This window comes from Paraburkholderia sp. GAS334, from assembly GCF_050436625.1.
Classification (GTDB): domain Bacteria; phylum Pseudomonadota; class Gammaproteobacteria; order Burkholderiales; family Burkholderiaceae; genus Paraburkholderia.
In genome coordinates this window covers 705,731-730,318 of sequence record NZ_JBNDMO010000001.1, presented here as the reverse complement: position 1 = coordinate 730,318, position 24,588 = coordinate 705,731, and the positions used below count along the sequence as shown (strand labels likewise).

Genomic DNA, 24,588 nt, shown 5'->3' with positions numbered 1-24,588 from the left:
CAATAAGTCGACATGACGTGAGGTGCTCGCCGGGGGCGTAGCCGCGGCGAGCACTGTTGATCAGGGTGTCCAGCGATAAATGATGACGCTGGCCCCGTTGTAGTTGTCCTTCGTGATCACGTACTCCCCGGTCGACCGACGGTACGATCTAAGGCCGTACATCGAATCCACATCATTGCCGACGTAGACGGTATTGGGGTTGCTGTTGATCAACGTGGTGTCCAAGCTGCCTGTGATCAGATTGAAGGCATCGATGTTGGGCACGGTGTGTACGTATCCGACGAAGAGATAGTTGCCGGCCGCCGTGATCGACTTGGGATTGGCGCTGGTGAGGTTGATCACCGGATTGGGAACGGTCGTGTTGCCTGCGAGCCAGCCGTGATACACCTCGATCCGCGTTCCGATCGATGTCCAGTCCGTGCTCCCGACAACGCCTTGTGCCAGGATCATCGTGTCGCTTTCCGGCAGGTAGATGATCCGCGTCAATGGTGTGATCGTGCGCGGAACGGGCGTTGCAATTCCTGCTCCCCAACTCGGCCGACCGTTGGCATCGAAGCCGGTCAGCGGAAAGTGCCAGATGGCATTCGTTTTGTCCAAACCGGCCCAGACTTCCCCTTTGCTGTCGAGGCAGAATCCGTCCCTGACCGGTGCGGTCGTATTGAACGCCGTACCTGGAAGCGTGGCGTCCGGTATTGCGATGTAGCCATTCGCAGCATTGAAGTGGAAGAAGTAGAAGGTATCGGGATTCTGGCCCGACGCCACGAGGATCCGGTTGGCGCCGACGGTGGCAAGTTGACCGAAGTGCTCATCCCGTGAGTGATCGTTGATGTTGATGCGCGGATCGGATGGATAGTCGATCGGATCGACCGTGTTCGCTACGAAGGTTCCCCCCGCGGTGCCGGTGTAGATGTTGGTGCCTCCATAGAAGTACGTGCCGTCAGTACCCGGGTCCGGAGCGGCGACCCCCTCGAAGTTGAGAGACTGAAGCTTCCATTGCAGGTGGCCAAAACTGTCGTAGGAGTGAATATCGGTGCCGCCGTCGCGGCCGAGGTCCCAGCTTCCGCCCCACGGGTTGTTGAGCACGTACAGGTTGCCGGCGGCGTCTTTGCCGATGCCGGTGACGCGGGTAAAACGCTTGTCGCCAACCTGGCCTTTGATTCCCGTTGTCGTATCGAGATATCCCCCCTGAATGCCAAATGTACTGACCAGAAATGGAATGCCCAAAATGTTATAGATCTTGATGTTCATGTCGGGGCCCTCGTCGCCGATCATGAGACACCCGGTCGACGAATCGAAATACAGCGAGGACGGTCGAGAGGCGACGGACGTCTGGATGGTGTTCACGAGCACGCCGGCCGGATTGAATTCGAGGATCGCGCCCGCACTCTTCTGCGCAACCCAGATGTTTCCTGCGCTGTCCACCGCGAGTGCGCCAGGGCCTGAGACGGCGATATCCTGCCGCCAGACGCCGTCGGTGGTATAGACGCGGACGCGATTTCCAGGAAAGTCGCTCGCATAAAGGAGCGAGCCCGATGTCGCGAGTCCCGTGATTACATCAGCCCGCCGCTCTGTCGTTGTCGTGCTGACCGGGATGAGAAAGTCGCGAGTTCGAGTGGTTCGGTTGTACCGCCCCACCGCGCCGCTGCCGTAAGCGGTATTAAATTGCAGAGCGGCGAAGATCGAAGTTGCATTACCCGTAATGGCGCTGCCCTGAAACTCGCCGTGACCTCCTATGGACCCCAGGCTTTGGCCGTTCTGGTATATCGCGACACCACCTTCGTTTTCGTCCCACATGGAAGCCGTGTAGATGACACCCTCGGGCGCTATCCACATGGAGCGCGCGACGCTACCCACGCGGGTAGCGTTGGTCCCAAATGTGTTCGCCACCCAGTCGGTGGTGTACTGTCCCTGGCACTCCGGCGCAAGCGTAGCGATCAGCAGTGTGGCGAGGAACGTGGCATAGATTCGTTTCATGATCATGAAGCGTGCCCTCCTGAGGCACCTGAATCGGGGGATTGCGGTTTGGCCCATGCTCGCAGCGTTGACAACCTGATGGACTTTACATGGGGATCGACCGATGGTTCCTGTGGCTGCCATCCTTGTCGTGCTGGCACGCGCGCTATGGGCTGGAAGATTCTTCGATCGGGACGGGTCGTCTTCGAAGCGTGCCCGGCGCAGGAAACTGTCCTTGTCCACTCGCCGCTCCAGTAAGTGTCGCGTCTGTCCAACTCAACGCTGCGTTCGAGCGGTATATCGGCGAGTTGCGGAAAAGGTTGAGCTGTTCGCGTTTTCAGTACAGGCCTTCTCAATTACTTCCACGCACTACACGCTGTCGGAAAGAGCAGTTGCACGCTGCACACATTGTTCGTGCGGCATGCTCGTCTCGCTGGTCCATCAAACAGGAGGATGCAATCATGCAAACTGTTATAAGGAGATTTTCCGGAAAGGGCGCAAAGGAGTTGTTCGATCTGCTGGAGAAGCGCACGGCTGACGTCGAAGAACTGATGCGTCCGGTCAAAGGCTTTGTCGGCTGCACCCTCGCACGCAGCGGCGATGGCGGATTCTCGGTGACTGTTTGCCAGGACAAGGCAGGCATTGATGATAGCGTGCAAAAGGCGAAGGACTGGATCGCGAAAGACGCCGAAAGCACGGGCGTGGGCGCGCCGGAGATATCGGAGGGATCAGTCCTCATTCACCTGAAGTAACTTTGCCTTTCGACTGGCAGCGCGTGAGTTCAGCGGGCGGATTGGGACGTACGCAACCGGCCTCACCGTCCACTCCTCACGCCCACGTCTTGCCTGATTCGTCCAGACATGCCTTTTGCGAATCCTTCGGGCTCGTCACAATGCGGCACTTCTGGCTCTCTTGCCGCCTGACTGCATTCAACGGACCCACGTCCGTACTATTCGGAAAAGCGGAGCGGGCAATCTGTTTTCTTCTTCATCGAGCGGCGAGGCGCGAACAAGCGGGCGTACGCGACTCATGTCAAACGTTGAACGGCTGCTTCGGGGGGGACTGACTGGCCGGAGTGGGTGTGCGCGGAGACACTCGAAACGTCCGGTCCGGGTGCCTGGCGTACTTAAAAATCCGTTTCTTGAGGGCACCCCTGGATAAACGTTTACGACCCACGCCCGGCAAGGCTTCGCCCGACATAGCTCGAATTTCGGGCAGTTGTTGACGGCGGCGTCGCTGTCTTTACTGGCGACGCGCCAGGATGATGCGGCGGATCACATGCGCGCTACGTCGATCACGGCATCCGCAAAGGCTTTCGGTGCTTCTTGCGGCAAATTGTGACCAATGCCGCCTTCGATATTCCGGTGCTGATACTTGCCGGTGAATTTTCTTGCGTACGCCGCCGGATCAGGATGCGGTGCGCCGTTCGCATCGCCTTCAATCGTGATCGTCGGGACCGTGATGACGGGCGCCGCTGCAAGACGCTGTTCCAACGCGTCGTATTGCGACTCGCCTTTCACGAGACCCAGCCGCCAACGATAGTTGTGAATCACGACTGCAACATGATCGGGATTCTTGAACGCCTCTGCGGAACGGTCATAAGTTGCATCGTCGAAGCTCCATTTCGGCGACGCAAGCTGCCAGATGAGCTTCGAAAAATCATGCCGGTTGGCCTCGTAGCCAAGCCGCCCGCGCTCCGTGGCGAAGTAAAACTGATACCACCACGCGAATTCGGCCTTCGGCGGCAACGGCGCCTTGTTGGCTTGCTGGCTGCCAATCAGATAGCCGCTGACGGAAACCTGCCCCGCACAACGCTCCGGCCACAGCGCCGCGATGATGTTCGCGGTCCGCGCGCCCCAGTCGAAAGCGCCAAACACCGCCTTCTGGATCTTCAACGCATCCATCAATGCGATGATGTCGACCGCGACCACGGCCTGTTGCCCATTGCGCATCGTTTTGCTCGACAGGAAACGCGTCGAGCCGTAGCCGCGAAGATACGGAACGATGACCCGATAGCCCGCCGCGGCAAGAATCGGCGCGACCTCGACAAAGCTATGGATGTCATAAGGCCAGCCATGCAGCAGAATGACGACGGGACCGTTCTCCGGCCCGACTTCCGCATAGCCCACGTTGAGCGTGCCCGCGTTGATCTGTTTGATCTGACCGAACGACGCATTCGACGTCGCGCCATTCGTCGCAGCGACGCCTTGCGCGGGTTGATTCGACTGGGCGCGAACAAGCCCGGTCAGGCTCAATTGCATTGCGCCGATACCGACTGCCGTGGTCCGCAGAAAGCGGCGCCGAGAGTTGATCTGATCCGACATAAGAATTCTCCTCTTGGGTTGATTTCATTCATGAGCGCGCGGGCTTGGATCGCGCCGGTATGCATGCAAAGTTCGCGTGGTCGAGTGTGTCGTCATGCGGCGGCTGAGCGAATCTCGTCGAAGGAAGGCCCCTTCGGACGTACCCGGATGTGCGGATCAAGACGCTGCCACGGCAGATCGGCCGGGTCCGCAGCCATCGGTCCGGGCGCCTTCGCGACAAGAATGGTCTCTGCGATAGCCTGAAAATCCGCACGAAAATGGACGGAGCTTTTGTTGACCAGAATCTTCATCTGCTCGGGTTCGATGCCCGCAACGCGATAGAGATTGCGATCGAAAATCTGCATCTTGACGCTGCTGACAGCGATTCGCACGCCGTCGATACGCAGGCACGCAACGGGTCCGAGTTCGCCCGTCATGCCGTTCAGCATCGGGCCGTCAAAGCGGAAGCGGCCATCGGACACATGCTCCACCTCGAACGTGCCTTTCAGCGGCTCATCGCCGGGCACGCCCGAACGGCCCGCCAGCGCAAGCTCGATGCGCGCGCCGACACCGGCGCGATGCGCGGCGGCGGCCGCGTCCGCATCCCAGATCACGCCGACGGCCGCATCAGTTGCACCGTTGCGCAGCAGCGCGCGCACCATGCCCATCGTATTCGAGTCGCCGCCCACGCCGGGGTTATCCTGCGTGTCGGCGATGATGACCGGCTTGTTGGCGTTCCGGCTGATCTGCATGGCTTCGATAACGGCTTCGTCGGGTGTAAGGAACGGCACTTCCCATGACGATTCCTCCGCGAGCATCCTGGCGTACAGCGTGTCGATCGCCTTCGTGAGCGCGTCATTGTCGAATCCGTAACCCCAGATCACCGGACCGCACTCGGGAAAGTCCGCAGCCGGAAAACCCGGCGCAAACGACAGCGACACGACCGTATCGCGCTCAAGCGATGCCAGCGCGGTGTACATGTCATGGGCGGGCGCGACCAGCGTGCACATGCCGTTCACCGGAATCAGAAATGGAATGCGCCGGACGACGCGTGTGAATTTGCGCTTCTCCGCGACCAGCCTGTCGAGCAGATGCGCCGCGCGCTCGCCCGTTTCGGCCATGTCGACGTGCGGGTACGTCCGGTACGCGACCATCGCGTCCGCATGCTTCAACATGCGCTCGGTCACGTTCGCATGCAAATCAAGGGACACCACAAACGGCATGCTGTTGCCGACCACCGCACGCACGCGCTCAAGCAACTCGCCTTCGCCGTCGTCGGCATGCTCAGCGACCATCGCTCCGTGCAAGTCCAGATAGATGGCATCGAAACCACCCGCTTTGACAGCATCGGTGATCTCGCCGGCAATGCGCTCGTATGCGTCCACGGTCACATGCGCCGACGCGCTCGCGCCCGCCCAGATCACCGGAATCAGCTCGTGCCCTTGCGCCTCCGCGACCTTGATGAAACCGCCGATCGGCACGTTCACGTCGCGCAGATTCAGCACGTCGACGCCGCGTGCCAGCGGCGGAAAACCTTCGCCCTGGATGAAGCTCTGGAACGACGCCCTGGTCGGCGCGAACGTGTTGGTCTCGTGTTGAAAGCCTGCGATCAGAATTTTCATTGCCGTTCATCCTTCGGTTCGATATGGAAAGGACGTGGCCTTTCCAAAGCTATAACTCGTTGTCTGGGGAAACACTCAGCCGCCTGGCGCTGCATGGCAGCATTGTTAAATCGTCAATGGATGCCGCGCTTGTTCGTGATAATCACGACCGATGCAATCGCAGCCATGCCTGCCATGACGAGCAAACCTGCGTGCATGTTGCCCGTGGCGGCCTTCGTCCAGCCGATGACGGCCGGTCCCCAGAAGCCACCGGACAATCCGATCGTGTTGATGAGCGCAATGCCGCCCGCCGCAGCCGGCCCTTTGATGTACTCAGGCGGAATGGCCCAGAAAACCGTGTACGCCATCCACATCATTGCCGTCGCAAGCGTCAGCGTAGCGAGCGTCAGGAAGAGATTGCCGTCGGTGAAAATGATCGACGCGAGAAGCAGCGCGCCGACGAACGCGGGCACCGCGCTGTGATGGCGCCGTTCGCCGAGACGGTCCGAACGGCGACCGGCGAAGTACATGCCAAACGCGGCCGCAACATAAGGAATCGCGACGTACCAGCCGAGCCGCGTCGTGTCCGCCACACCCTGATCTCTCAGCAACGTCGGCAGCCAGAAGCTGATCGCATAGATCGGGAAGATGATGCAGAAGTAAGCGAGCGCGAGAACATAGATGCGCGGATTCTTCGCCACGGCGCGGAACGAATGGTCGTGCGTGGTGGGCGCACCGACCTCGCTTTCGAGAAGATGTTGCTCGTCGGCGGAAAGCCACTTCGCTTCGGACGGACGGTTCGACAACACGAACAGCGTCAGCACGCCGAGCACGATGCACGGCAATCCTTCGACAAGGAACATCCATTGCCAGCCAGACAATCCGCCGACACCCGAGAACGTCGACATCAGCCACGCCGACAACGGCCCGCCGACAATGCCGCCAATCGGTCCGGCGACGAACACGACAGCAATCGCGCGCGCCATGCGCGCGGGGCCGTACCAGCGCGACAGGTAATAGATCATGCCGGGCGCGAAGCCGGCTTCGAATACGCCGAGCAGGAACCGCATCGCGTAGAACATCGGCACGTTATGCACGAACAGCATGCACGCCGACGTAATACCCCACAGCACGAGAATGCGGCTGAAGGTCTTGCGTGCGCCGACTTTCGGCAGCATCAGGTTGCTCGGAATCTCGAACAGCACGTAGCCCAGAAAGAAGATGCCCGCGCCGACGCCGTAAGCGGCATCGGAGAATCCGAGTTCGCTTTGCATCTGGAGTTTGGCAAACCCGACGTTCACGCGGTCCAGATACGCGAACATGTAGCAAGTGACGAGAAACGGCAAAAGCCGCCAGTTGAGCTTGCTGTAGAGAGACGAAACAGCATCTTCGGCTCTCAAGGTCTGAATCGCTGACATGTGTGCCTCCGTTGTTCGCCTGGCTCGTCGGGTATGAGCATCGTGCCGCGGAGAAAACCTGCTAGCAAGAGCAACTATGTTCACGTATCGTTGCTCCATGAGCAACACAATGAATCGGAGCCTTTCAATGCGCGAAATTAACCAGGCACGGCTGCGCTATTTCCACGAAGTGCTGGTTCACGGCACGATTCGCGGCGCCGCGGACAACATCAACACGTCGCCGTCCGTGATCACGCGGCAGATCAAGCTGCTGGAAGACGAGCTGGGCGCGACGCTCTTCGAGCGTGAGGCGCGCGGCGTCAAGCCGACCGAGGCGGCGATGCATCTGCTGGAGTTCTGGCGGGGGTATCGATCGCAACAGGAAAAGTTGGAAGACCAGCTGCATGCGCTGAAAGGCCTTCAGCAAGGGCATATTCAGCTGGCCATCAGCGAAGGCTATGTCGACACGCTGGTCGACGACGTGCTCGCGCAATTCTGCGCGCAGTATCCGAAGCTGGACGTCGGCGTGGAGATGCTGCCCGTCGACGATGTATTGAATGAAGTCGCGGAAAGCCGCGCGCATATTGGGCTCGCGTACAACCCGCCGCCGCATCCGCGTATCGAATATCGCGCGAGTTCGGCGCAACCCGTTGTGCTGCTCGTTCGCCGCGATCATCCGCTGGCGACACGCGGCGGCCCGGCGAATGTCGACGATCTGCTCGCCTGGCCGCTCGCGCTGATGCCTGCGACGTTCGGAATCGGCCATGTCGTCAAGATGCTGGAATTCGCCGAGAACATCAAAATCAGCCCGACATTGACCACGAATTCGCTGGCCGCGCTGAAGCGCTTCGTTTCAGCCGGGCATTTCGTGACGCTGATCGGCGAGTTCGCCGCCTATCGCGAGATCGCGGCCGGCGACCTGTGTATCGTGCCGATCGCGCACCCTCTGTTTCAGGGCACGAAAGCACGATTGCTCGTTAAATCCGGGCGGCCGCTTGCGGCCGGGGCGCAGGAACTGCTCGAATGGATCCTGAGGCGGATGCCGATGTTCGGCAACGAAAGTTGAACGCGGCGCTAGATCGACATACGGCGCCCGCCTGAACGCTTGTCCACGATACGCATTGCTCCCTTCCGATCGCGCGAAATCCGTGGGACCGCACAGCCTTGCTTCAAGTCGGTTCGACGCCCTGCCGCCGCCATTTTCCGCATGAAAGGTCCGCCCACTCCTTAAAGCGCCTGCACCTGGACCGGCGCGCCCGCCTTACCCGATACTTGCGGAGCGATCACGAGGTAACGGTGCCTGTCGCCCGCCGCGTTTCCCCCCGGTGCAACCACTTGGCGAATCTGGCCCAGCGCAGTAACAATCGCAGCACCGGCTGGGTTCGTCATGAAGTTGGCGAGCGGCTCCACGTTGCCGCTGCCATCGGGTTTGTTCGAGAGACCCAGCACGTAGGGCTGCTTCGGCTGCAGCCCAGTGACGGCCGCCTGGAGAACCTGCACCAGTCCCTGATCAAAAAGCGTGACGGTGGTGGGGACGCTCACGGCGCCCGCCGGTTTGCCAGTGCCAACGGGTATCAGGGCGAGATGGGTCGTCTGCCCCGCCAACCCGAGCGGCTGCGTGTTCTGAGTGCCGTCACCCTCTGGCACGGCGTTCGGCACGTAGGTCACTGCCTGCGGCGCCTGCCCGATCGGCACGTTGGCGATGACCTTGTTGGTCAGCGTATCGATCACGGCCATCGCATCGGCGTTCTCGAGGCCCACATAAACGCGGCTGCCGTCACCTGACGGCCAGATGCCATGCGGGAGGTTGCCGACAGGAATCGTTGCGACCTGCGAGAAGTCGTCGGTCCGGAATACCTTCACCTGATTCAGGCCGCCCACGGTGACGTAGGCAAACATCCCATTTGCGTTCTGCACGATGTTGACGTGATTGGTGATCGGACCGGTGTCGATCGTCTTCAGCACCGCAAAGGGCGGACGCGCGTCGAACACCTGGGTCCTGCCCACATCCTTCAGCGTGAACCAGACCTGCTTGCCGTCCGGCGTCGCCGCGAGGTCAGGGCAAAACGGGCTTCCCTGCATGACCTTGCCGATAATCCTGTGGTCGGCCACCGAGATCACATCGGTCTCCGGATTGAACGACGAACACACGTATCCATACTTGCCGTCCGGAGAAAAGATCTGCATGCCGGGGCCCGCGGGAACGGTAATGCGCGTCTTTTCTTCGAAGGTCTTGCCGTCCAGCACATCGACATAGTTTTCGCCACGCACGGTCACCCAGACTTCCTTGCCGTCCGGCGTGAAGAACGCCTCATGCGGCGACCGGCCGACGTAGCTGACATGCTTGATCGCGTTCGTCTGCGTGTCGATGAACGTGACGGAATTGGAGCCGATCGACACCACTGCGAGCGTGTGGTGGTCCGGCGAGAAGCCCATGCCGTGCACAAGCACCTGGCCGCGATACAGCGGGCTGAAGTTGGCGGGCGCCGGATCGCCGAGGCGAATTACACCGACCAGATGGTTGTCCGCGGGATCGATAACGGAGACCGTGTTGGAGAACTGCTCGGCCGCGTACACGCGATCATGGTGGGTGACCGGGATGTCCGGATCGGACAGCGAACCGGGCGCCTGGCCAGCCGAGGCAGCCTGCGCAGCGGTGAATACGATAATCGCGACGGCGATAGCGGCAATGGACGTGGGTTTCATCAAGGCTCCTTTTGCACGTTCATTTGCATGCTGTTATGCGACATCGAATGTGCCGGTGCGGGGGCGGATGCGGGCGTCGGCTGGTCGGGTGCCGGGGCGGGCGTCGGCAGCAGTTGACCCAGCGCGAGCCGCATCGCGACGATCTCCTGCTGTTGCTCGACCACGATTTCCTGGGCGATGCGCCGCAGTTGCTCGTTGTGTCCATAGCGCAGCTCGCCTTGACGCGGCCGTGAGTCCCGACAGTACAATCACGCGGTCCCGCACCGGCAGCCGTCGAGTCACGAACCCACTTCGAAAACCTCGCTCAGCCCTGGTAGGCGAACGGGGAATAGAACCCGTTTCGGTCTGAGATTTCTCTGGAAAAGCCGTGGTCGGTGAAGCTAAAGCGCTTCGATTTCCCGATCACCGCCGCGAATCCTGGGACAGCGGTAAACGGGTGATTGCTGATGGTGACGTCGCCTCCGTCCTGACCAGACAACGCTTCGATTTCGACGTCCGCGACATTGGGGATGCGAAGGCTGCGACGCTTCCCGTCGAGGTGGTAGTCGATCGCGGCTGGTTTGACGCCCATGACTTCGCCAATCATCGGGCCCAGCGCGGAAAGCGGCCCCCCGGCTTGACCGGAGAAGATCTTACCCAACGCCTCTTGCTGCTGTGGTGTCCCGCGTTCGTCGAGATAAAGCGCCACCTTCCACTTGTTTTGCAGCATGTGACCCGGCGAATACGCAAAAAGAGCGATGTTGAGTCCGTCCAGTGTCACGTCGGCGAACTCGCCCTGATCGACGTGCCAACCGATCAGCACCGCGCAGTCTCCGTCAGACGGCGGGCTGAGGCAAACGCAACTGCACGGGGCGTAGCAGTTGCAACTCTCGAAATACGTACCGGCAACCTTCCAGTTCTCGGCCATGGCATTGACCTCCGTCGTTCGGACGCGCGCAGGGTGCGCGCGCTTATGGCATTCGGGCATGGCGCGTTTGCGCGCGTCAGTGGCGATTCCGGACGCCGAACCGGGCGAGCGAATCAATTCAAGTCTAGGTCGAAATGGCCAGAGGGCGGGGACCGCCTACCCCAAGCGCCGTGTCCTGCGGGACCCCGGGCGCTGGAGGTTCGCAAACTGGCTAACTCTGTCCCCAATGGCATACCGTCTCAGGTCGCTGCAGTTGAGATCGTCGTCACGCCCGAAACGGGCACTCACGAATTCCCCCCAGGTAACCTTGAGCGGCCGATAGTCCGGGTTGTCGCAACCCGATAGCGACCACGCGTTCAACTTGTGCCCCGCTCTAGCAACTCAGTCCAAAGACGCTGCGCGACGGGACCGTGCGCGGCATCTCTACGTCGCGCGGCGTAGTGCTTGAGCGTCGCTCCTTCCAGGTGCCGCCCCTCGAGTGACACCAGTCGGTTTTCCTCGAGGTCGCGAGCAACAAGGTGATAAGGCATGTGCCCCCACGCGAGTCCCTGCACGATCAACTCGCGCTTCATCAACTGGTCAGGCACGGTGCAGGTTGGCGCGCCCTCGATCAGATAGTAATTAGCGTCAGAGGAGTGCTTGCTTGTGTCGCGGATGATGCACTGAACATAGGGCCTCAAGTCTGCAGGCACCAGCGATTCGACAGGCAATTGCTTGAGAAACCGTGGTGCGGCGACCGGCACCAGTTGAACCTCGAAGAGTTCAACCGACTCGATCGTCGGCGAGGGTTTGTCGAGGTGATGGAAGATCAGATCGCACTCACCGTTCTGCAACCGTTCCCAAGGCCCGCTAATCGCCTCGAACAAAAGCGTAAGACGCGTGCCGCTACTAGCCTCGAAAAACCGTTTGAGCGTGCCGAGCGTCTCGGGCAATGGACACAGATCACCTACGACGACGCGTAACTCAGCCTCCTGTCCAGCAGCGAGCTGCGCCGCTTCGCGCCGGAGATTGGCGTATTGACGAAGAAACTGCGCCACCCGCTCGTGATACGCCGTACCTTCCGCAGTAAGCGTGACACGGTAGCCGGCCCGGTCCAGCAGGATCATTCCCACTTGAGCTTCAAGCGCCCTCACCGCAGCATGGACCGTTGGATGCGTTCGGTTTAACCGCGCGGCGGCCGCGGCGAAGCTGCCTTCGGCAACCAGTGCGTCAAAGCACTGCAACTGTAAAAGTGTGGGCTCGTTCATTGTAGGGATACCATTCAGTCTTTGTCGAAAGATAGTAATTTTCTTCGACGAATGTCGATCCTACCATTCAGTCTCAAACTGAGGAGATCGACATGAAGGCAATCGTGAGAGACAAGTTCGGTGGTCCCGAGGTGCTTCACATCGTCGAGAGGCCGCTCCCCGTCGTGAAACCCGGCTGTGTCCTGATTCGTGTCCGGGCGTTTGGTCTGAACCGCGCCGAGCTCTACATGCGGCGAGGGTTATGGGGAGAGGTGGCGGAAGTGAGCGGCATCGAATGTGTTGGGTCTGTCGTGGTGGATGCAACCGGGATGCTGCCCGAGGGACGGATGGTCGTCGCGCTGATGGGCGGTATGGGGCGAACGATCGACGGCAGCTACGCAGAATATGTCGTCGTACCCGCCACCAATGTCCTCGCCCTTGAAACCACCCTCGACTGGACGGAACTCGCCGCCCTGCCGGAAGCTTACGCGGTTGCGTGGACGTGTCTTCACAGGAACCTGGAAGTCACGGCGGGGCAGCGGCTCGTCGTGCGCGGAGGTACTTCGAGCCTCGGGCTGGCGGCGATCGATATCGGCTCCCAACTCGGCGCGGAGGTCATTGCAACCACGCGTCGACCCGATCGCGAAAACATGCTCCGCGCGCAGGGAGCCACACATGTGGTGATGGGTTCAGGTGAGTTAAGTGCAGCGCGCGGATGGCCCGGCGGCAAGGTCGACGTGGTGCTTGACCTCATCGGAAACAGTACCGTTCTCGACTCGATGCGCGCCACACGTCGTGGCGGCCGCGTGTGCCTGGCCGGATTTCTGGGGGGGCTCACGCCACTAGCTGAGTTCGATCCGCTCGCCCAGATGTCAAGCGGCGTTCAGCTAAGTTTTTTCGGTAGCTTCATGTTTGGGACTCCGCAATTTCCACTATCGGACGTGCCAATGCAGAAAATCGTAGACCGGGCCGCAAGCGGTTGCTATCGAGGTCGACCCGCAAGCGTATTCTGTCTTGCCGAGGTACCGATTGCTCATGAGTTGATGGAGCGTAATGAAGCCCCAGGGAAGTTTGTCGTGCTCATTTAGGTTGACTGGACCTCCGCCGCCGTCGTCGCGCCCGCCCCTATCGAAGAGCGCTCATTGGATAGTCCACTGCTCAGACATTGACGACCTCCTTCTGCGGGGCTGACGTAGACAGCGCTCGCGCGCTGACCATCCAGCAGGCAGCGGTGTAGCGAACTTCGGTTCCGTGTACATAGGGATCAAAAGCAGTGCGAACAGATTCAATGACCTGCGTGCGCGTCCGCTCGTCCGTCTCTTGAAGGATCATACCGACAGGGCCGAGCCGGCTGAAGTAACCGACCAACTCCTTCTCGGGCAAGGTGCAGTCTATATCGATCGGCCGGATGTCGATCTCCGCCCAGCCGCTCTCTTCCAGGATAGACGAAACCCGATGCTGGTCTGCAAAGGAGAATTGCCCCGGCGCGTCGGGCCGGCGGGCGGGCAGGTTCGGCAACAGAGGCGCGGCGGCACGCTCGGCGGTTGTCATGAACGGATTGTCCACGGCACTGCGCCAGGCGATGCAGCGCAATTCGGCTCCGTCCCTTGCAGCGCGCCGCAGGTTCGCAAAGGCCAACACCGGGTCATCGAAGAACATGACGCCAAAGCGCGACATGATCCTGTCGAAGCTCGCCGGCTCAAAGGCATGGGTCTGAGCGTCGGCACAGGTGAAGCTTGCCGTCGAGTTCTCCCGTTCGGCACGCCCTTGGGCGACAGCGATCATCGGCGCCGAAACGTCGACTCCCATGCAATGGCCCTTCGCGCCAAGCCACCGCGCTGCGGCCAGCGTCGTGCTGCCCGTGCCACAGCCGACGTCGAGCACCCTGAGCCCGGCTCCGGCGCCCATCATGTCGACGAGCAGATCCTCGAAGGGCTTAAACATCTGGTCGAGTACCTCCTGCGCGGCTACCCATGCGCGCCCGGCGCTGCCGTTCCAAAGTGCCGTCTGAGCGTTTTCGGTCTGGTGTGTGAGATCCATGATCGTTGTCCTTGGCTTGCTCCGGGGAGCGGAAGCTAAACTATGCAAGTTCAAGTCGACTTCAGGTCAAGCGATGATCAAGCTAGATATTGGCGAGGTGGTGCATCGATCCGGCGTTCCCGCATCAACGCTGCGGTTCTACGAGGAAAAGGGGCTGATTACCTCAAGGGGCCGCCGAGGGTTGCGCTTCGGTTAGTGCCCGAGCATCGCGCCCAGGTTGAGTTCGTCGGCAACTTTTTTCAATCGCTTGTCGCGAGTCCAGATGGTGACGCCGGGATGCAGACGTGCAGATGCCAACAGCGATGTATCGACATATCCGATTCCACGATTGAATAACCTTTCTCGTTCGATCAGATAAAACGTCTCTTCCGGCGTTGCAATTGACGCGCGTGGCAGATCGAGCAAGGCACCGAGCACAACGTCACGGTTGCGCAGACTACCCAGCGATATCTCTTCAATCACAAATGAATGCGCCAGGACACGCTCCCCGGCAAGCAGACTGACCAGCACGGGATCGGAAACGTCAAGGTGGTCGATCCAGACTGACGTATCGACCAGAATCATTCGATGTCCTGCCGGCGACGCGGCACCCCTTTTATACCGGGTTGACTACCGCCAAGGTTCGCGAGCCGCCTCGCGGCCTCACGTTGGATCAGGGCTTTGAGCGCTTCACGCACAAGCGCCGATTTTTCCTCCAGACCCGTATAGGCTTGAGCCTTGGCGATCAATTCGTCATCGAGAGCGATGGTAGTACGCATGGACAGCCCCACAAGTTGGAGCACCTATAATAGCATCGTTTGATGAGCTTTATCGTGCATCATTTTGCCAACGCATCCAGAAGCTACTGACTGACATGTCGGGAGTGGACGATTGCCGACGATCTGGGTCCCAGAGACGAAAGGCCGGTTTTGGCCGATCAGTGACCGATGCCCTGCACGCTTGAACTCGCAAGCGGCAAACGAATATGCCGGTCGACCTGTCTTCATTCTTCGTCGCCTGGACCACGTATATGGCGAGCGCAATCCGCCAGTCAGGGCGGCCACGATCGACAACGCCGGGTAAGCCCGGACGGTGCTGTCCCGTTGCGCCGCGTTAGACTATTACCAGGTGCATTTTTTGCGGTTTGGCAGCTGTCAAGGAGACGCCGCCATGAATCGGCCGCTGATTCGATCCCCCCTCCACGCGATCGGCAGGGCGTCGGTCGGGCAATGGCTCAAATGGCTGAGCGTGGCCTCCTTTCTGCTTGCGCTCGCGACCGCGGGGCGCCTTGCTCAAATTGAAATCAACACCTCCCGGCTGCAGGCGCGCTATCTGACCGGACTGGGGCGCGATATCGCCTTTACGGTCGCCGATGGCGCGAGCAACAGTATCCGGTTTCCTGCGAGCGGCCCGTACGACGTGCGCCTCGGCTATGCCTCGCTGCCGACCTTTGAACAACGCCTGACTGCGCGCGGTTTTGCCGTCACCGCTCAGGCGCGCGATTCCGCCAGGATGGTGTCGCTGGCAGACGACGGCCTGTTCCTGCCGTACGACGAAAAGGATCAGGGCGGCCTGCTGCTTTACGATGCGAGCGGCACCCTGCTTTTCAGCGCGCGGTATCCGGATCGGGTCTACGGCAGCTTCGACGCGATTCCGCCACTCGTCGTCGACACGCTGCTCTTCATCGAAGACCGCTACCTGCTCGACCCGGACCAGCCGAACCGCAATCCGGCGATCGACTGGGGCCGATTCAGCCGTGCGCTGTTCGATCAGGGTTTGCGAGCGATCGACAGGCATCAGCCGACGCCGGGCGGCAGCACGCTCGCCACGCAGATCGAGAAATTCCGCCACTCGCCGGGTGGCCGCACCGCGACGCCGCTGGAGAAGCTGCGGCAAATCGCCTCGGCGTCCGTGCGCGCCTATCTCGACGGACCGCAGACACTGACCGCGCGTCGGCAGATCGTCGTGCGTTACCTCAACTCGGTGCCGCTCGCCGCGAAACCCGGCGTCGGCGAAATCAGCGGCATCGGCGATGGTCTGGCGGAATGGTACGGACGCGACTTTGACGAGGTCAACCGCATCCTGAAAGAGCCGGCTTCCGCCGAATCGCTCGACACGCAGGCGCTCGCGTTCAAGCAAGCGTTGTCACTGATGATCGCGCAGCGCGCGCCGTCGCGTTTCCTGCGTTCCGGGAACATGGAACTCGACCACCTGACCGACAGCTATTTGCGCCTCCTGGCGGCCAACGGAATCATTTCGATGTCGTTACGCGACGCCGCGCTGGCGGTGCCGCTCGAACTGAATCGCGCGCCCGCGGTTCGCCCCCCGGTGTCGTTCGTGACGCGCAAGGCCGTCACCGGGCTGCGCGCCCATCTGCTCGCCACGCTCGGCGTCTCGAGCTTCTACGACCTCGACCGGCTCGATCTGACTGCAACCGCCACACTCGACAACAGGGTCCAGCAAGCGGTCAGCGAAAGGCTCGCGAGCGCCGACACACGCGAGGGCGCACGGGCGGCCGGCCTGTACGGCTTCGAGATGCTGCGCACCCAGGACGATCCATCGAAGATCGCCTACAGCTTTACGCTGTTCGAGCGTCGCGACGGGGCGAACCTCGTGCGGGTCCAGACCGATAGCGTGAACCAGCCGTTCGACATCAACCAGGGCGCGCGCCTGAACCTCGGATCGACCGCCAAGTTGCGCACGCTGATCACGTACCTGCAGATCGTCTCCGCGCTGCATGCGCGTTATGCGTCGATGAGCGTGGCGCAACTACACGATGCGAAACCCGACAAGCAGGATATGTTGACGCGCTGGGCGCTCGATTACCTGTCGCACACATCGGACCGCTCGCTGAGCGCGATGCTCGATGCAGCAGTCGAGCGCAAGTATTCGGCGAGTCCCGGCGAGACCTTCTACACGGGCGGCGGCGCACAGACGTTCAATAACTTCGAAGCGAGCGACAACGGCCGCATCCTCACCGTGCACCGCGCGTTCCAGCATTCGGTGAATCTGGTCTTCGTGCGGCTGATGCGCGACATTGTGCACTACGAGATGGTCCAGACCGCGGGGCCGTCGTCGCAATGGCTCGACGATCCGGCCACACGCCATGCTTATCTCACGCGTTTTGCTGATCAGGAAAGCCGCGTGTATATGCATCGTTTCTACACGAAGTATCAGGGCAAGACAGCCGATGAAGCGCTCGCCATCCTGCTGCATGACGTGCGCAAGTCGCCGCCCAAGGTCGCGACCGTATTGCGCAGTGTTGCGCCTGATGAGCCGCAAGCGTGGTTCGACGCGCGGATGCGCGCCGCGCTGAAGCGTACGCCCGCGGCTACGCTGTCGTCCGACGATCTCGCAAAGCTCTCCACGAAGTATGGCATCGAGAAATTCAGTTTGAACGATCGCGGCTATATCGCGAGCGTCCATCCGCTCGAACTGTGGACAGTCAATTATCTGCGGGATCATCCGGTCGCGACTGAGAGCCAGTTGCAGGAGGCGAGCCGCGCAGTGCGTTTCACTGCGTATTCGTGGCTCTTCAAGACGCGCTACCACGGGACGCAGGATCGGCGCATCAAACGCATGGTCGAATTGCAGGCCTTCGCCGAGATCGGCAAGTCGTGGCGCGCGCTGGGCTATCCGTTTGCGACGCTCACGCCGTCGTACGCAGCGGCGATCGGTGCGTCGGGCGACCGGCCTTTCGCGCTCGCACAGCTCGTCGGCACGATTGCGAATGGCGGCAAGATGCTGCCGACGCAGACGTTTGCCGAACTCGAGTTCGCGAAGGACACGCCCTATGAGACGCGTTTCAGGCGGGCAGCGACGACGCCGCGCACGGCGTTGTCGCCGGAGATCGTCGATGTGGTGCACGGCTTGTTGCGCGACGTGGTACTCGGCGGCACGGCGAGACGCCTTGCGACCGGCATGACATTCCCCGACGGACAGACGCTCGGCGTGTATGGAAAGACGGGAACGGGCGACCAGCGCTTCAATGTGTTCGCCCGCGGCGCACGTCTGATCGAGTCGCGCAAGGTCAACCGGACAGCGACTTTCGTCTTCGTGATCGGCGATCGCTTCTTCGGCACACTTACCGCCTATGTGCATGAGCCGTATGCAGCGCACTACGCTTTTACGAGTGCGTTGTCGGTGCAGTTGCTGAAGTCGCTTGCACCGGCGCTGCAGCCGTTGCTCGAGGACGGCAAGAATTCAGCGATGCCAACTTCGACGGGGAGCGGAGGATAGACCTACAGCTCGCCACCTGCACCGGCGGCCGGATACGTCGTGTCGACTCCGACCCGTCGTCGGCATCTCGCGAAAGCTGATCTCCGTTAGCCTGCCGGCGGCATAACGAGGACTTGTGGATCCCATCTAACAAGATCAAGATTGTGCTGACCGAGGATGCTCGCGCTTCGGTCCAGGATTCAGGCGTTTGACCGGTTCGACGTGAATAAATTTAGGGAGAACCCCTATGAAAGCTCCGGGTCATATCCGCACCGTTCGTCGTCGCACGCTGCTCAAGGGAGCCGCGGCTGCTGCAGCGTTGCAGCTCGCCTCGCCCTTCATCATCAAGGCACGTGGCGAGACACCGCTGCGCATCGGCATGGTCGATCCGTTGACCGGCGTTTATGCTGCAGTTGCACAGAATGAAGTGACGGGCGCCAGGCTCGCCGTGCAACAGGTCAATGCCAACGGCGGCATTCTCGGGCGCCCCATCGAGCTGCTCGTAGAAGACTCGGCGAACGACGTCGGCACCGGCGTGCAGAAGGCGCGCAAGCTGATCGATCGTGATCAGGTCACGTTTCTTATCGGGGACGTGAATTCCGGCATCGCTCAGGCAATCGCCCAGGTCAGCAACGAGAAGAAGGTGTTGCACATCGTCTCGGGCGGCCACACCGACACGATCACCGGCAGCGATTGCAAATGGAACGTCTTTCGCGTCTGCAATACGACCAGCATGGAGGCCAACGCGGTCGCCGACCTCCTCTTCACCAGGTACGGCAAGAAGTGGCATTTCATTACGCCGGACTACGCCTTCGGCCATACGTTGCAGAAGGCCGCGCTGGCGGATCTGGAAAAGCTCGGCGGCACGATGACCGGCAACGAGCTCACGCCGCTCGGCACGACCGATTTCTCGGCCTACCTGATCAAGGCGCGCGCCGCCAACCCCGATGTTCTGCTGGTGCTGCCGCAAGGTTCCGACATGGTCAACTGCCTGAAGCAGATCGCGCAGTTCGGCATCGGAAAGCAGATCCACGTTGCCGGGCTTCAGCAGGAGCTCGAATCGCTCGAGGCGATGCCGCCGGAGGCGCGGGTCGGCATCTGGATGTTCGAGTGGTACTGGAAGCAGCCGGGTGTCCCGGGCGTCGAGAAGTTCGTCGCCGACATCCGCAAGATGAATGGCGGCAAAGTCCCCACTGCACGCCACTGGTTCGGCTACACGTCGGTTCATACGCTCGCCGCGATCGCCAACAAGGAAAAGAGCCTCGATGCAAAAAAGCTCGCCGAGGCGCTCGGCGGGTTCGAACTCGCGGACGACGTCAAGCTGCAGCCCAACAAGTGCTACTACCGCAAGGGAGACCACCAGTTGATGACCTCGTCGTTCGTCGGCGAAGCGCTGTCTCAGCCAGCGGGCGACCCGGAGGATCTGTTCCGTGTCGAGCGCGTGGTCGCCGGTGACAAGACTGCGCCGCCCGAGGCTGCGACCGGCTGCAAGCTGCAGTGGCCGGCCTGATCCCGAAGACGATGTCCGCGCGGTCGTGCCGGAAGCCATTCCCATGACCCTGACACGCGTGCGTGACAACACAGCGGCCCAGGCTGCCCGACGCGGCTCGTGCACGGGTTGCGTCAGGACATGAGCGGCCGATGACTCAACTACTCCTTTTCAACGTCACCAACGGGCTGATCATCGGGGCGTTTTACGTGCTGATGGCGCTTGGCCTGTCGCTCATTCTCAACTTGAGCAACGTGATCAACTTCGCCCATGGCGGCTTTCTCGTGATCGGCGGCTACATTGCCTATACGATCACGCCGTATGTCGGGTTCTGGGGTGCGTTACTGATCGCGCCGGTATGCACGGCCGTCATCGGTCTCGCCGTTGAGCGGGTGCTCATCCGGCGAGTCTATGGGCGCGATCCGCTCTACAGCCTGCTGCTGACGTTCGGCCTCGCCTTCATGATCGAGGACGGTACCCGCTTCATCTGGGGTGCGCAGGGCAAGCCCGTGACCGTTCCGCCCGCGCTGGCTCGGCCCTTGAGCAACGAGTTCTTCTTCATCACCGGCTACCGCCTGTTCATGGTTTGCACCGTGACCATCGCGGTTGCACTGCTCTTCATGCTGTTGCGCTACAGCCGGCTTGGCATACGCATCCGGGCCGGCACGCTTGACCTCGAGACCGTCGCGGCGCTCGGCATCAATGTGGGCAGGCTGCGCGCGCTCAATTTCGCCGTCGGCATCTTTCTCGCCGGTCTGAGCGGCGTGCTCGCCGCGGGCCAGCTCGGGCTGGAGCCGACGATGGGAACAGGCCTCCTGATGCCGAGCTTCATCGCCATCATTGTCGGCGGGGTTGGCAGCCTCACCGGCACGCTGCTCGGCGGCTTGCTGATCGGCGTCGCCTCGGGCATCACCGCGGTGTTCCTCCCCGCGGCGAGCGAGGCCATCATGTACGTGCTGATGGCCGTAGTCCTGCTGATCCGACCGCGCGGCCTCCTCGGCGAAGAAGGCATGATGACATGAGCGAATACCTCCATCCTCCCCGGCTGCTCGTCATCGCATCACTCTGGGCAGCGCTCTTGCTAGCGCCCTACTGGATGCCGCTGCTCGGCGGCTATACCGCGCTCGGCACGCGTGTGCTCGTGCTCGGATTGGCAGCCATGTCGGTGAACTTCCTGCTCGGCTTCACCGGCGTGCTGTCCTTCGGACACGCGGCGTATTTCGGGCTCGGCGCCTATGGCGCCGGCCTCGCACTAAAGTTTCTCGCGCCGAGCACATCGCTCGCGCTGCTGTGCGGCACGCTGCTCGGCGGCATTGCCGGCACACTGCTGGGCGCGCTCATTGCACGGCGACGCGGTGTCTACTTCGCGATGGTCACCATCGCCTTCGGGCAGGTCTTCTACTACATCGCCTTCCAATGGAGCTCCGTCACCGGCGGCGACGACGGGTTGCGCGGCTTTTCGCGTCAGCCGCTCGATCTCGGCGTCGCCCGGATCGACATCCTGTCGAACGCCAACGCGTTTTACTACTTCGTGCTGTTTTGCCTTGCGCTGGCGATCGGCGTGATGGGTTTCATCCTGCGCTCCCCGTTCGGGCGCACCATGATTGCGATCCGCGAAAATGAGCGGCGTGCGCGCTTTCTCGGCATTCCCGTCGATCGGCATATCTGGATCGCCTTCACGCTGTCCTGCTTCTTCATGGGGTTCGCCGGAGCACTCTACGCTCTCCTGAACAACTTTGCCGATCCGCGCGGGCTGCACTACAGCCAGTCCGGCGATTTCGTGATGATGGCGGTCATGGGCGGCATGCGCAGCTTGTGGGGGCCGCTGCTCGGCGCCGCGGTATTCGTCGTGCTGCAGGATTATCTTTCGAGCATCACGGTCAATTGGATGTCGTTCGTCGGCATGCTGTTCGTCGCGATCGTGCTGTTTTTCCCGCGCGGGCTGCTCGGCTTCATTCAGCGCAGGAGCGACTCATGAGCGTGCTCGAAGTCAGGCGCGTCAGCAAGCGCTTCGGCAGCCTGGCCGCGGTGCGCGACGTATCGCTCACCGTCGAGAAGGGCGAGCTGCGCGCTGTCATCGGGCCGAACGGCGCCGGCAAGACTACCTTTTTCAACCTCATCAGCGGCTTTTTCCCGCCGAGCCTGGGAGCGATCGTGTTCGATGGACTCGACATCACGGCGCTTCCTGCATATCGGCGCGTTGCGGCCGGCATCGCCCGCACGTTCCAGATCACCGAGATTTTTCCCGAACTGACTGTATTCGAGAACGTGCGCATCAGTGCGGAGGTAACGGAGGGTTTTCGCCTGCGCCCATGGATCAGCAGCACCGAGCGGACGCGAGTTCGTCGTCACGTCGAGGAGACGCTCGAGCTCACGGGTCTTGGCGACAAATCGCACCGGCTGGTCGGAGAGCTGCCGCACGGCGACCAGCGGGTTGCCGAGATCGCGATGGCGCTGGCGCTGCGGCCGCGCCTGTTGCTGCTCGACGAGCCCACCGCTGGCATGGGCGATCAGGAGACTCTCGAGATTACGCAGCTGGTGCGCCGCCTGCATAGCGACGGCAATTTCACCATCGTGCTGATCGAGCATGACATGCGCGTGGTCTTCCATCTGGCCGATCGAATCACGGTGCTCGACCAGGGCAGCCTCCTCGCCGAAGGCTCGCCAGAGGAGATCGCGTCCAACGAGGCCGTACAGGCCGCCTACCTGGGCAACACAGCATGAGCGCCGCACTCACCGCCGAAGGGCTGCATACCTACTACGGCAAGAGCCATATCCTGCATGGCGTTTGTCTGGAGGTTGCGGAGGGCCGGATCACTGCATTGCTCGGTCGCAATGGAGCCGGCAAGACCACGACCTTGCGTACCCTCGTGGGTTTGACGCCCGCGCGCCAAGGGCGCGTGACGATCTTCGGAGCGGATAGCACCCACTGGCCGACCTTCCAGATCGCCGCGAGCGGCGTCGGTTACGTGCCCGAGGGGCGAAGAATCTTCGCCAACCTCAGTGTTGAGGAAAATCTGAAGGTCCCGCTGGAGCGCGGCGGACCGTGGACGATCGCGCGGATCTACGAGCTGTTTCCACGCCTGGCCGAGCGCAAGTTCAGCCGCGGGCGCCTGCTCTCCGGCGGCGAGCAGGAGATGCTATCGATTGCCCGCGCACTCCTGCTCAATCCCCGGCTGCTCATTCTCGATGAGCCATCGCAAGGCTTGGCCCCGCTGATCGTTCGCGAGGTGTTTCGAGTCGTGTCGCAGATGCGCGATGAGGGGATTTCGGTACTGCTGGTAGAGCAGAACGCACGCATGAGTCTCGAGATCGCAGACGATGCTTACGTGCTGGACGATGGCGGCATCGTCTATTCGGGAGATGCGCGCGCGCTCGCCGCCGATGAAAGCCGGGTTCGAGCCCTGACCGGTGCCAGCGCGGAGCAGTGAATGCCCTCATAGCTGGCTTGTCATTCTCGGCGGCACCGCTGCAGAGTCCGCTCCTCGCCGCGATGCAATGGACACTGCCCCCTGGATCCGCACGCTCCTGGTACCGATTGTCGACGATCCGTGCAATAGCATCGACTGGCCGCTGTTGGCCCGACTACTACCGGTTGTCCAACGTCGACTGCCGGACGACGAGGACAGGGATCTGACTGTGCGTCAGGACCTTCTGGGTCTCGCTGCCGGGCAAAAACGCCCGCATGCCGCTTCGACCGTGGGACGTAGTGACCCGCCTATCCGCTGCGACCACATCCTGCCGGGCGGCATCGAAGTCATGCGTATGGTCGTCATGGGGCAGATGAAGAATTCTCGCGGCATCCATATGTCTGCCGCTGATCCCATTTCGTTCGTTCCATGCAGCGACGACGTGGGGGCCGGTCACAGGAACCGTCAGAAGCCGGTGTTAATATCTTCCGCAGTAACGCTGATCAAGTCCTTTTCGCTCCCCGCGAAGCCTTGTCGTCACGTGGCCATCCGCGAAAATCAGGTACTTGTTCAGCGTTGCCTTAAAGCCCACCTCGCCGATACCCCGCCTCGGACGACCGTTCGAATTTCCACTCAGCACCTTCGTTCAAAGGAACAAGCAGTGACCCGATCGCACTCGCCGGCGCATTTTGACGCGTCCGGCGATGAACGGCATCGACGTATCGTGGATGCCGTTCATGACCATGGCTGGTCCGAACAGGACAATTTTCTTCCACCGGATTTGACGCTCGCGCTGGCGTTGGAATGTGCGGCGCTTGCGGCGGCGGGGATGCTCACATTGGCGCGTGTCAGCCAGGGCGCGGCGAGTTCGCTCCAGCCGGATGTGCGCGGCGACCGGATTCAGTGGCTGGAATCGGGCCAATCCGAAGCCTGCGACCGGTATCTCGCGATTGTGGAAACGCTGCGTATCGCGTTGAATCGCGGGCTTTTTCTGGGACTCGATGAATACGAAAGCCACTTCGCGTTCTACGCGCCGGGCGCTTCGTACCGGCAACACCGCGATCGATTTCGCCACGACGATAGCCGCACGGTGTCCGTCATCGTCTATCTGAACAGGGACTGGCTGCCTGAGCACGGCGGCGCGTTGCGACTGCATCCAGAGGGCTTGAGCACACAGGACATCTCGCCGGTCGGCAGCCGGCTCGTGGTGTTTCTATCCGCCGACATGCTGCACGAAGTATTGCCCGCGACGCGCGACCGCTTATCGCTCACGGGATGGTTCAGACGCCGCTCGTGATCTCGCTGGCGTTTTCACGCCTGCGCTCACTGCAAACCGCTAGCAACGCCAGACATTCGTTA

Annotated in this window: 20 protein-coding genes and 4 pseudogenes; 12 read left to right on the top strand and 12 right to left on the bottom strand. The window is 61.5% G+C overall.

Annotated features, from left to right (window positions below; genetic code table 11):
* Window positions 1–60 precede the first annotated feature (60 nt).
* The gene (locus tag P3T21_RS03270; protein ID WP_429254470.1) at window positions 61–1,980 is read right to left on the bottom strand and encodes an SMP-30/gluconolactonase/LRE family protein; all 1,920 of its coding nucleotides are present in this window, start codon (window positions 1,978–1,980) and stop codon (window positions 61–63) included.
* A 434-nt stretch (window positions 1,981–2,414) separates the two neighbouring features.
* On the opposite strand from P3T21_RS03270, the gene P3T21_RS03265 reads away from it, so the two are divergent.
* A complete protein-coding gene (locus P3T21_RS03265; RefSeq protein WP_429254469.1) occupies window positions 2,415–2,705 on the top strand; it encodes a hypothetical protein in 291 nt (96 codons plus the stop codon).
* Between the two features lie 522 nt (window positions 2,706–3,227).
* On the opposite strand, the gene P3T21_RS03260 is transcribed toward P3T21_RS03265, so the two are convergent.
* From P3T21_RS03260 to P3T21_RS03250, 3 genes are all read right to left on the bottom strand, one after another.
* On the bottom strand, window positions 3,228–4,277 hold the full coding sequence (locus P3T21_RS03260; protein ID WP_429254468.1) for an alpha/beta fold hydrolase: 1,050 nt from the start codon (window positions 4,275–4,277) through the stop codon (window positions 3,228–3,230).
* Window positions 4,278–4,369: 92 nt separating this feature from the next.
* Window positions 4,370–5,878 (bottom strand): M81 family metallopeptidase, encoded by a 1,509-nt coding sequence (locus tag P3T21_RS03255; protein WP_429254467.1) that lies wholly within the window; start codon window positions 5,876–5,878, stop codon window positions 4,370–4,372.
* Window positions 5,879–5,991: 113 nt separating this feature from the next.
* Window positions 5,992–7,275: an MFS transporter gene (locus tag P3T21_RS03250; RefSeq protein WP_429254466.1), complete on the bottom strand. Its 1,284-nt coding sequence runs from the start codon at window positions 7,273–7,275 to the stop codon at window positions 5,992–5,994.
* 127 nt (window positions 7,276–7,402) lie between these two features.
* On the opposite strand from P3T21_RS03250, the gene P3T21_RS03245 reads away from it, so the two are divergent.
* Window positions 7,403–8,320 (top strand): LysR family transcriptional regulator, encoded by a 918-nt coding sequence (locus P3T21_RS03245; RefSeq protein ID WP_429254465.1) that lies wholly within the window; start codon window positions 7,403–7,405, stop codon window positions 8,318–8,320.
* Window positions 8,321–8,481: 161 nt separating this feature from the next.
* Here the strand turns inward: P3T21_RS03245 and P3T21_RS03240 are convergent, their stop codons facing one another.
* From P3T21_RS03240 to P3T21_RS03225, 4 genes and pseudogenes are all read right to left on the bottom strand, one after another.
* On the bottom strand, window positions 8,482–9,960 hold the full coding sequence (locus P3T21_RS03240; RefSeq protein WP_429254464.1) for a YncE family protein: 1,479 nt from the start codon (window positions 9,958–9,960) through the stop codon (window positions 8,482–8,484).
* Window positions 9,960–10,181, bottom strand: a pseudogene (locus tag P3T21_RS03235) (DUF305 domain-containing protein); the annotation flags it as partial. The pseudogene P3T21_RS03235 and the gene P3T21_RS03240, both read right to left, overlap by 1 nt.
* Before the next feature lie 83 nt (window positions 10,182–10,264).
* Window positions 10,265–10,867 (bottom strand): DUF1326 domain-containing protein, encoded by a 603-nt coding sequence (locus P3T21_RS03230; protein ID WP_429254463.1) that lies wholly within the window; start codon window positions 10,865–10,867, stop codon window positions 10,265–10,267.
* A 356-nt stretch (window positions 10,868–11,223) separates the two neighbouring features.
* Complete coding sequence (locus tag P3T21_RS03225; RefSeq protein ID WP_429254462.1) at window positions 11,224–12,114, bottom strand: LysR family transcriptional regulator; 891 nt, start codon at window positions 12,112–12,114, stop codon at window positions 11,224–11,226.
* Between the two features lie 92 nt (window positions 12,115–12,206).
* Between P3T21_RS03225 and P3T21_RS03220 the strand changes: the two genes are divergently transcribed.
* A complete protein-coding gene (locus P3T21_RS03220) occupies window positions 12,207–13,181 on the top strand; it encodes a zinc-binding dehydrogenase (protein WP_429254461.1) in 975 nt (324 codons plus the stop codon).
* A gap of 70 nt (window positions 13,182–13,251) precedes the next feature.
* Here the strand turns inward: P3T21_RS03220 and P3T21_RS03215 are convergent, their stop codons facing one another.
* The gene (locus tag P3T21_RS03215; RefSeq protein ID WP_429254460.1) at window positions 13,252–14,133 is read right to left on the bottom strand and encodes a class I SAM-dependent methyltransferase; all 882 of its coding nucleotides are present in this window, start codon (window positions 14,131–14,133) and stop codon (window positions 13,252–13,254) included.
* A gap of 73 nt (window positions 14,134–14,206) precedes the next feature.
* Here P3T21_RS03215 and P3T21_RS03210 point away from each other — a divergent pair.
* Window positions 14,207–14,320 (top strand): annotated as a pseudogene (locus P3T21_RS03210) (MerR family DNA-binding transcriptional regulator); the annotation flags it as partial.
* 5 nt (window positions 14,321–14,325) lie between these two features.
* On the opposite strand, the gene P3T21_RS03205 reads toward P3T21_RS03210, so the two are convergent.
* Complete coding sequence (locus P3T21_RS03205) at window positions 14,326–14,697, bottom strand: type II toxin-antitoxin system VapC family toxin (protein WP_429254459.1); 372 nt, start codon at window positions 14,695–14,697, stop codon at window positions 14,326–14,328.
* Window positions 14,694–14,891, bottom strand: a complete 198-nt coding sequence (locus P3T21_RS03200) for a type II toxin-antitoxin system VapB family antitoxin (protein ID WP_429254458.1) — start codon at window positions 14,889–14,891, stop codon at window positions 14,694–14,696. Before P3T21_RS03200 ends, P3T21_RS03205 begins: the two co-directional genes overlap by 4 nt.
* Window positions 14,892–15,282: 391 nt before the next feature.
* Here P3T21_RS03200 and P3T21_RS03195 point away from each other — a divergent pair, with 391 nt between their 5' ends.
* The 6 genes from P3T21_RS03195 (at window position 15,283) to P3T21_RS03170 (ending at window position 23,250) form a co-directional block, all read left to right on the top strand.
* Window positions 15,283–18,351, top strand: coding sequence for a transglycosylase domain-containing protein (locus P3T21_RS03195; protein WP_429254457.1), 3,069 nt, complete (start codon window positions 15,283–15,285; stop codon window positions 18,349–18,351).
* A 226-nt stretch (window positions 18,352–18,577) separates the two neighbouring features.
* Window positions 18,578–19,840 (top strand): ABC transporter substrate-binding protein, encoded by a 1,263-nt coding sequence (locus P3T21_RS03190; protein WP_429254456.1) that lies wholly within the window; start codon window positions 18,578–18,580, stop codon window positions 19,838–19,840.
* A 131-nt stretch (window positions 19,841–19,971) separates the two neighbouring features.
* The gene (locus P3T21_RS03185) at window positions 19,972–20,841 is read left to right on the top strand and encodes a branched-chain amino acid ABC transporter permease (protein ID WP_429254527.1); all 870 of its coding nucleotides are present in this window, start codon (window positions 19,972–19,974) and stop codon (window positions 20,839–20,841) included.
* Window positions 20,838–21,797 carry a branched-chain amino acid ABC transporter permease gene (locus P3T21_RS03180; protein ID WP_429254455.1) on the top strand — a complete coding sequence of 320 codons (960 nt, stop codon included), beginning with the start codon at window positions 20,838–20,840 and terminating at the stop codon, window positions 21,795–21,797. Before P3T21_RS03185 ends, P3T21_RS03180 begins: the two co-directional genes overlap by 4 nt.
* Complete coding sequence (locus P3T21_RS03175; protein WP_429254454.1) at window positions 21,794–22,543, top strand: ABC transporter ATP-binding protein; 750 nt, start codon at window positions 21,794–21,796, stop codon at window positions 22,541–22,543. Before P3T21_RS03180 ends, P3T21_RS03175 begins: the two co-directional genes overlap by 4 nt.
* The gene (locus P3T21_RS03170) at window positions 22,540–23,250 is read left to right on the top strand and encodes an ABC transporter ATP-binding protein (RefSeq protein WP_429254453.1); all 711 of its coding nucleotides are present in this window, start codon (window positions 22,540–22,542) and stop codon (window positions 23,248–23,250) included. Before P3T21_RS03175 ends, P3T21_RS03170 begins: the two co-directional genes overlap by 4 nt.
* A 157-nt stretch (window positions 23,251–23,407) precedes the next feature.
* Here P3T21_RS03170 and P3T21_RS03165 read toward each other — a convergent pair.
* Window positions 23,408–23,533 (bottom strand): annotated as a pseudogene (locus P3T21_RS03165) (universal stress protein); the annotation flags it as partial.
* Window positions 23,534–23,542: 9 nt separating this feature from the next.
* Between P3T21_RS03165 and P3T21_RS03160 the strand changes: the two are divergent.
* A pseudogene (locus P3T21_RS03160) lies at window positions 23,543–23,641 on the top strand (IS6 family transposase); the annotation flags it as partial.
* Window positions 23,627–24,526, top strand: coding sequence for a 2OG-Fe(II) oxygenase (locus P3T21_RS03155; protein ID WP_429254526.1), 900 nt, complete (start codon window positions 23,627–23,629; stop codon window positions 24,524–24,526). The pseudogene P3T21_RS03160 and the gene P3T21_RS03155, both read left to right, overlap by 15 nt.
* Window positions 24,527–24,588: the final 62 nt, after the last annotated feature.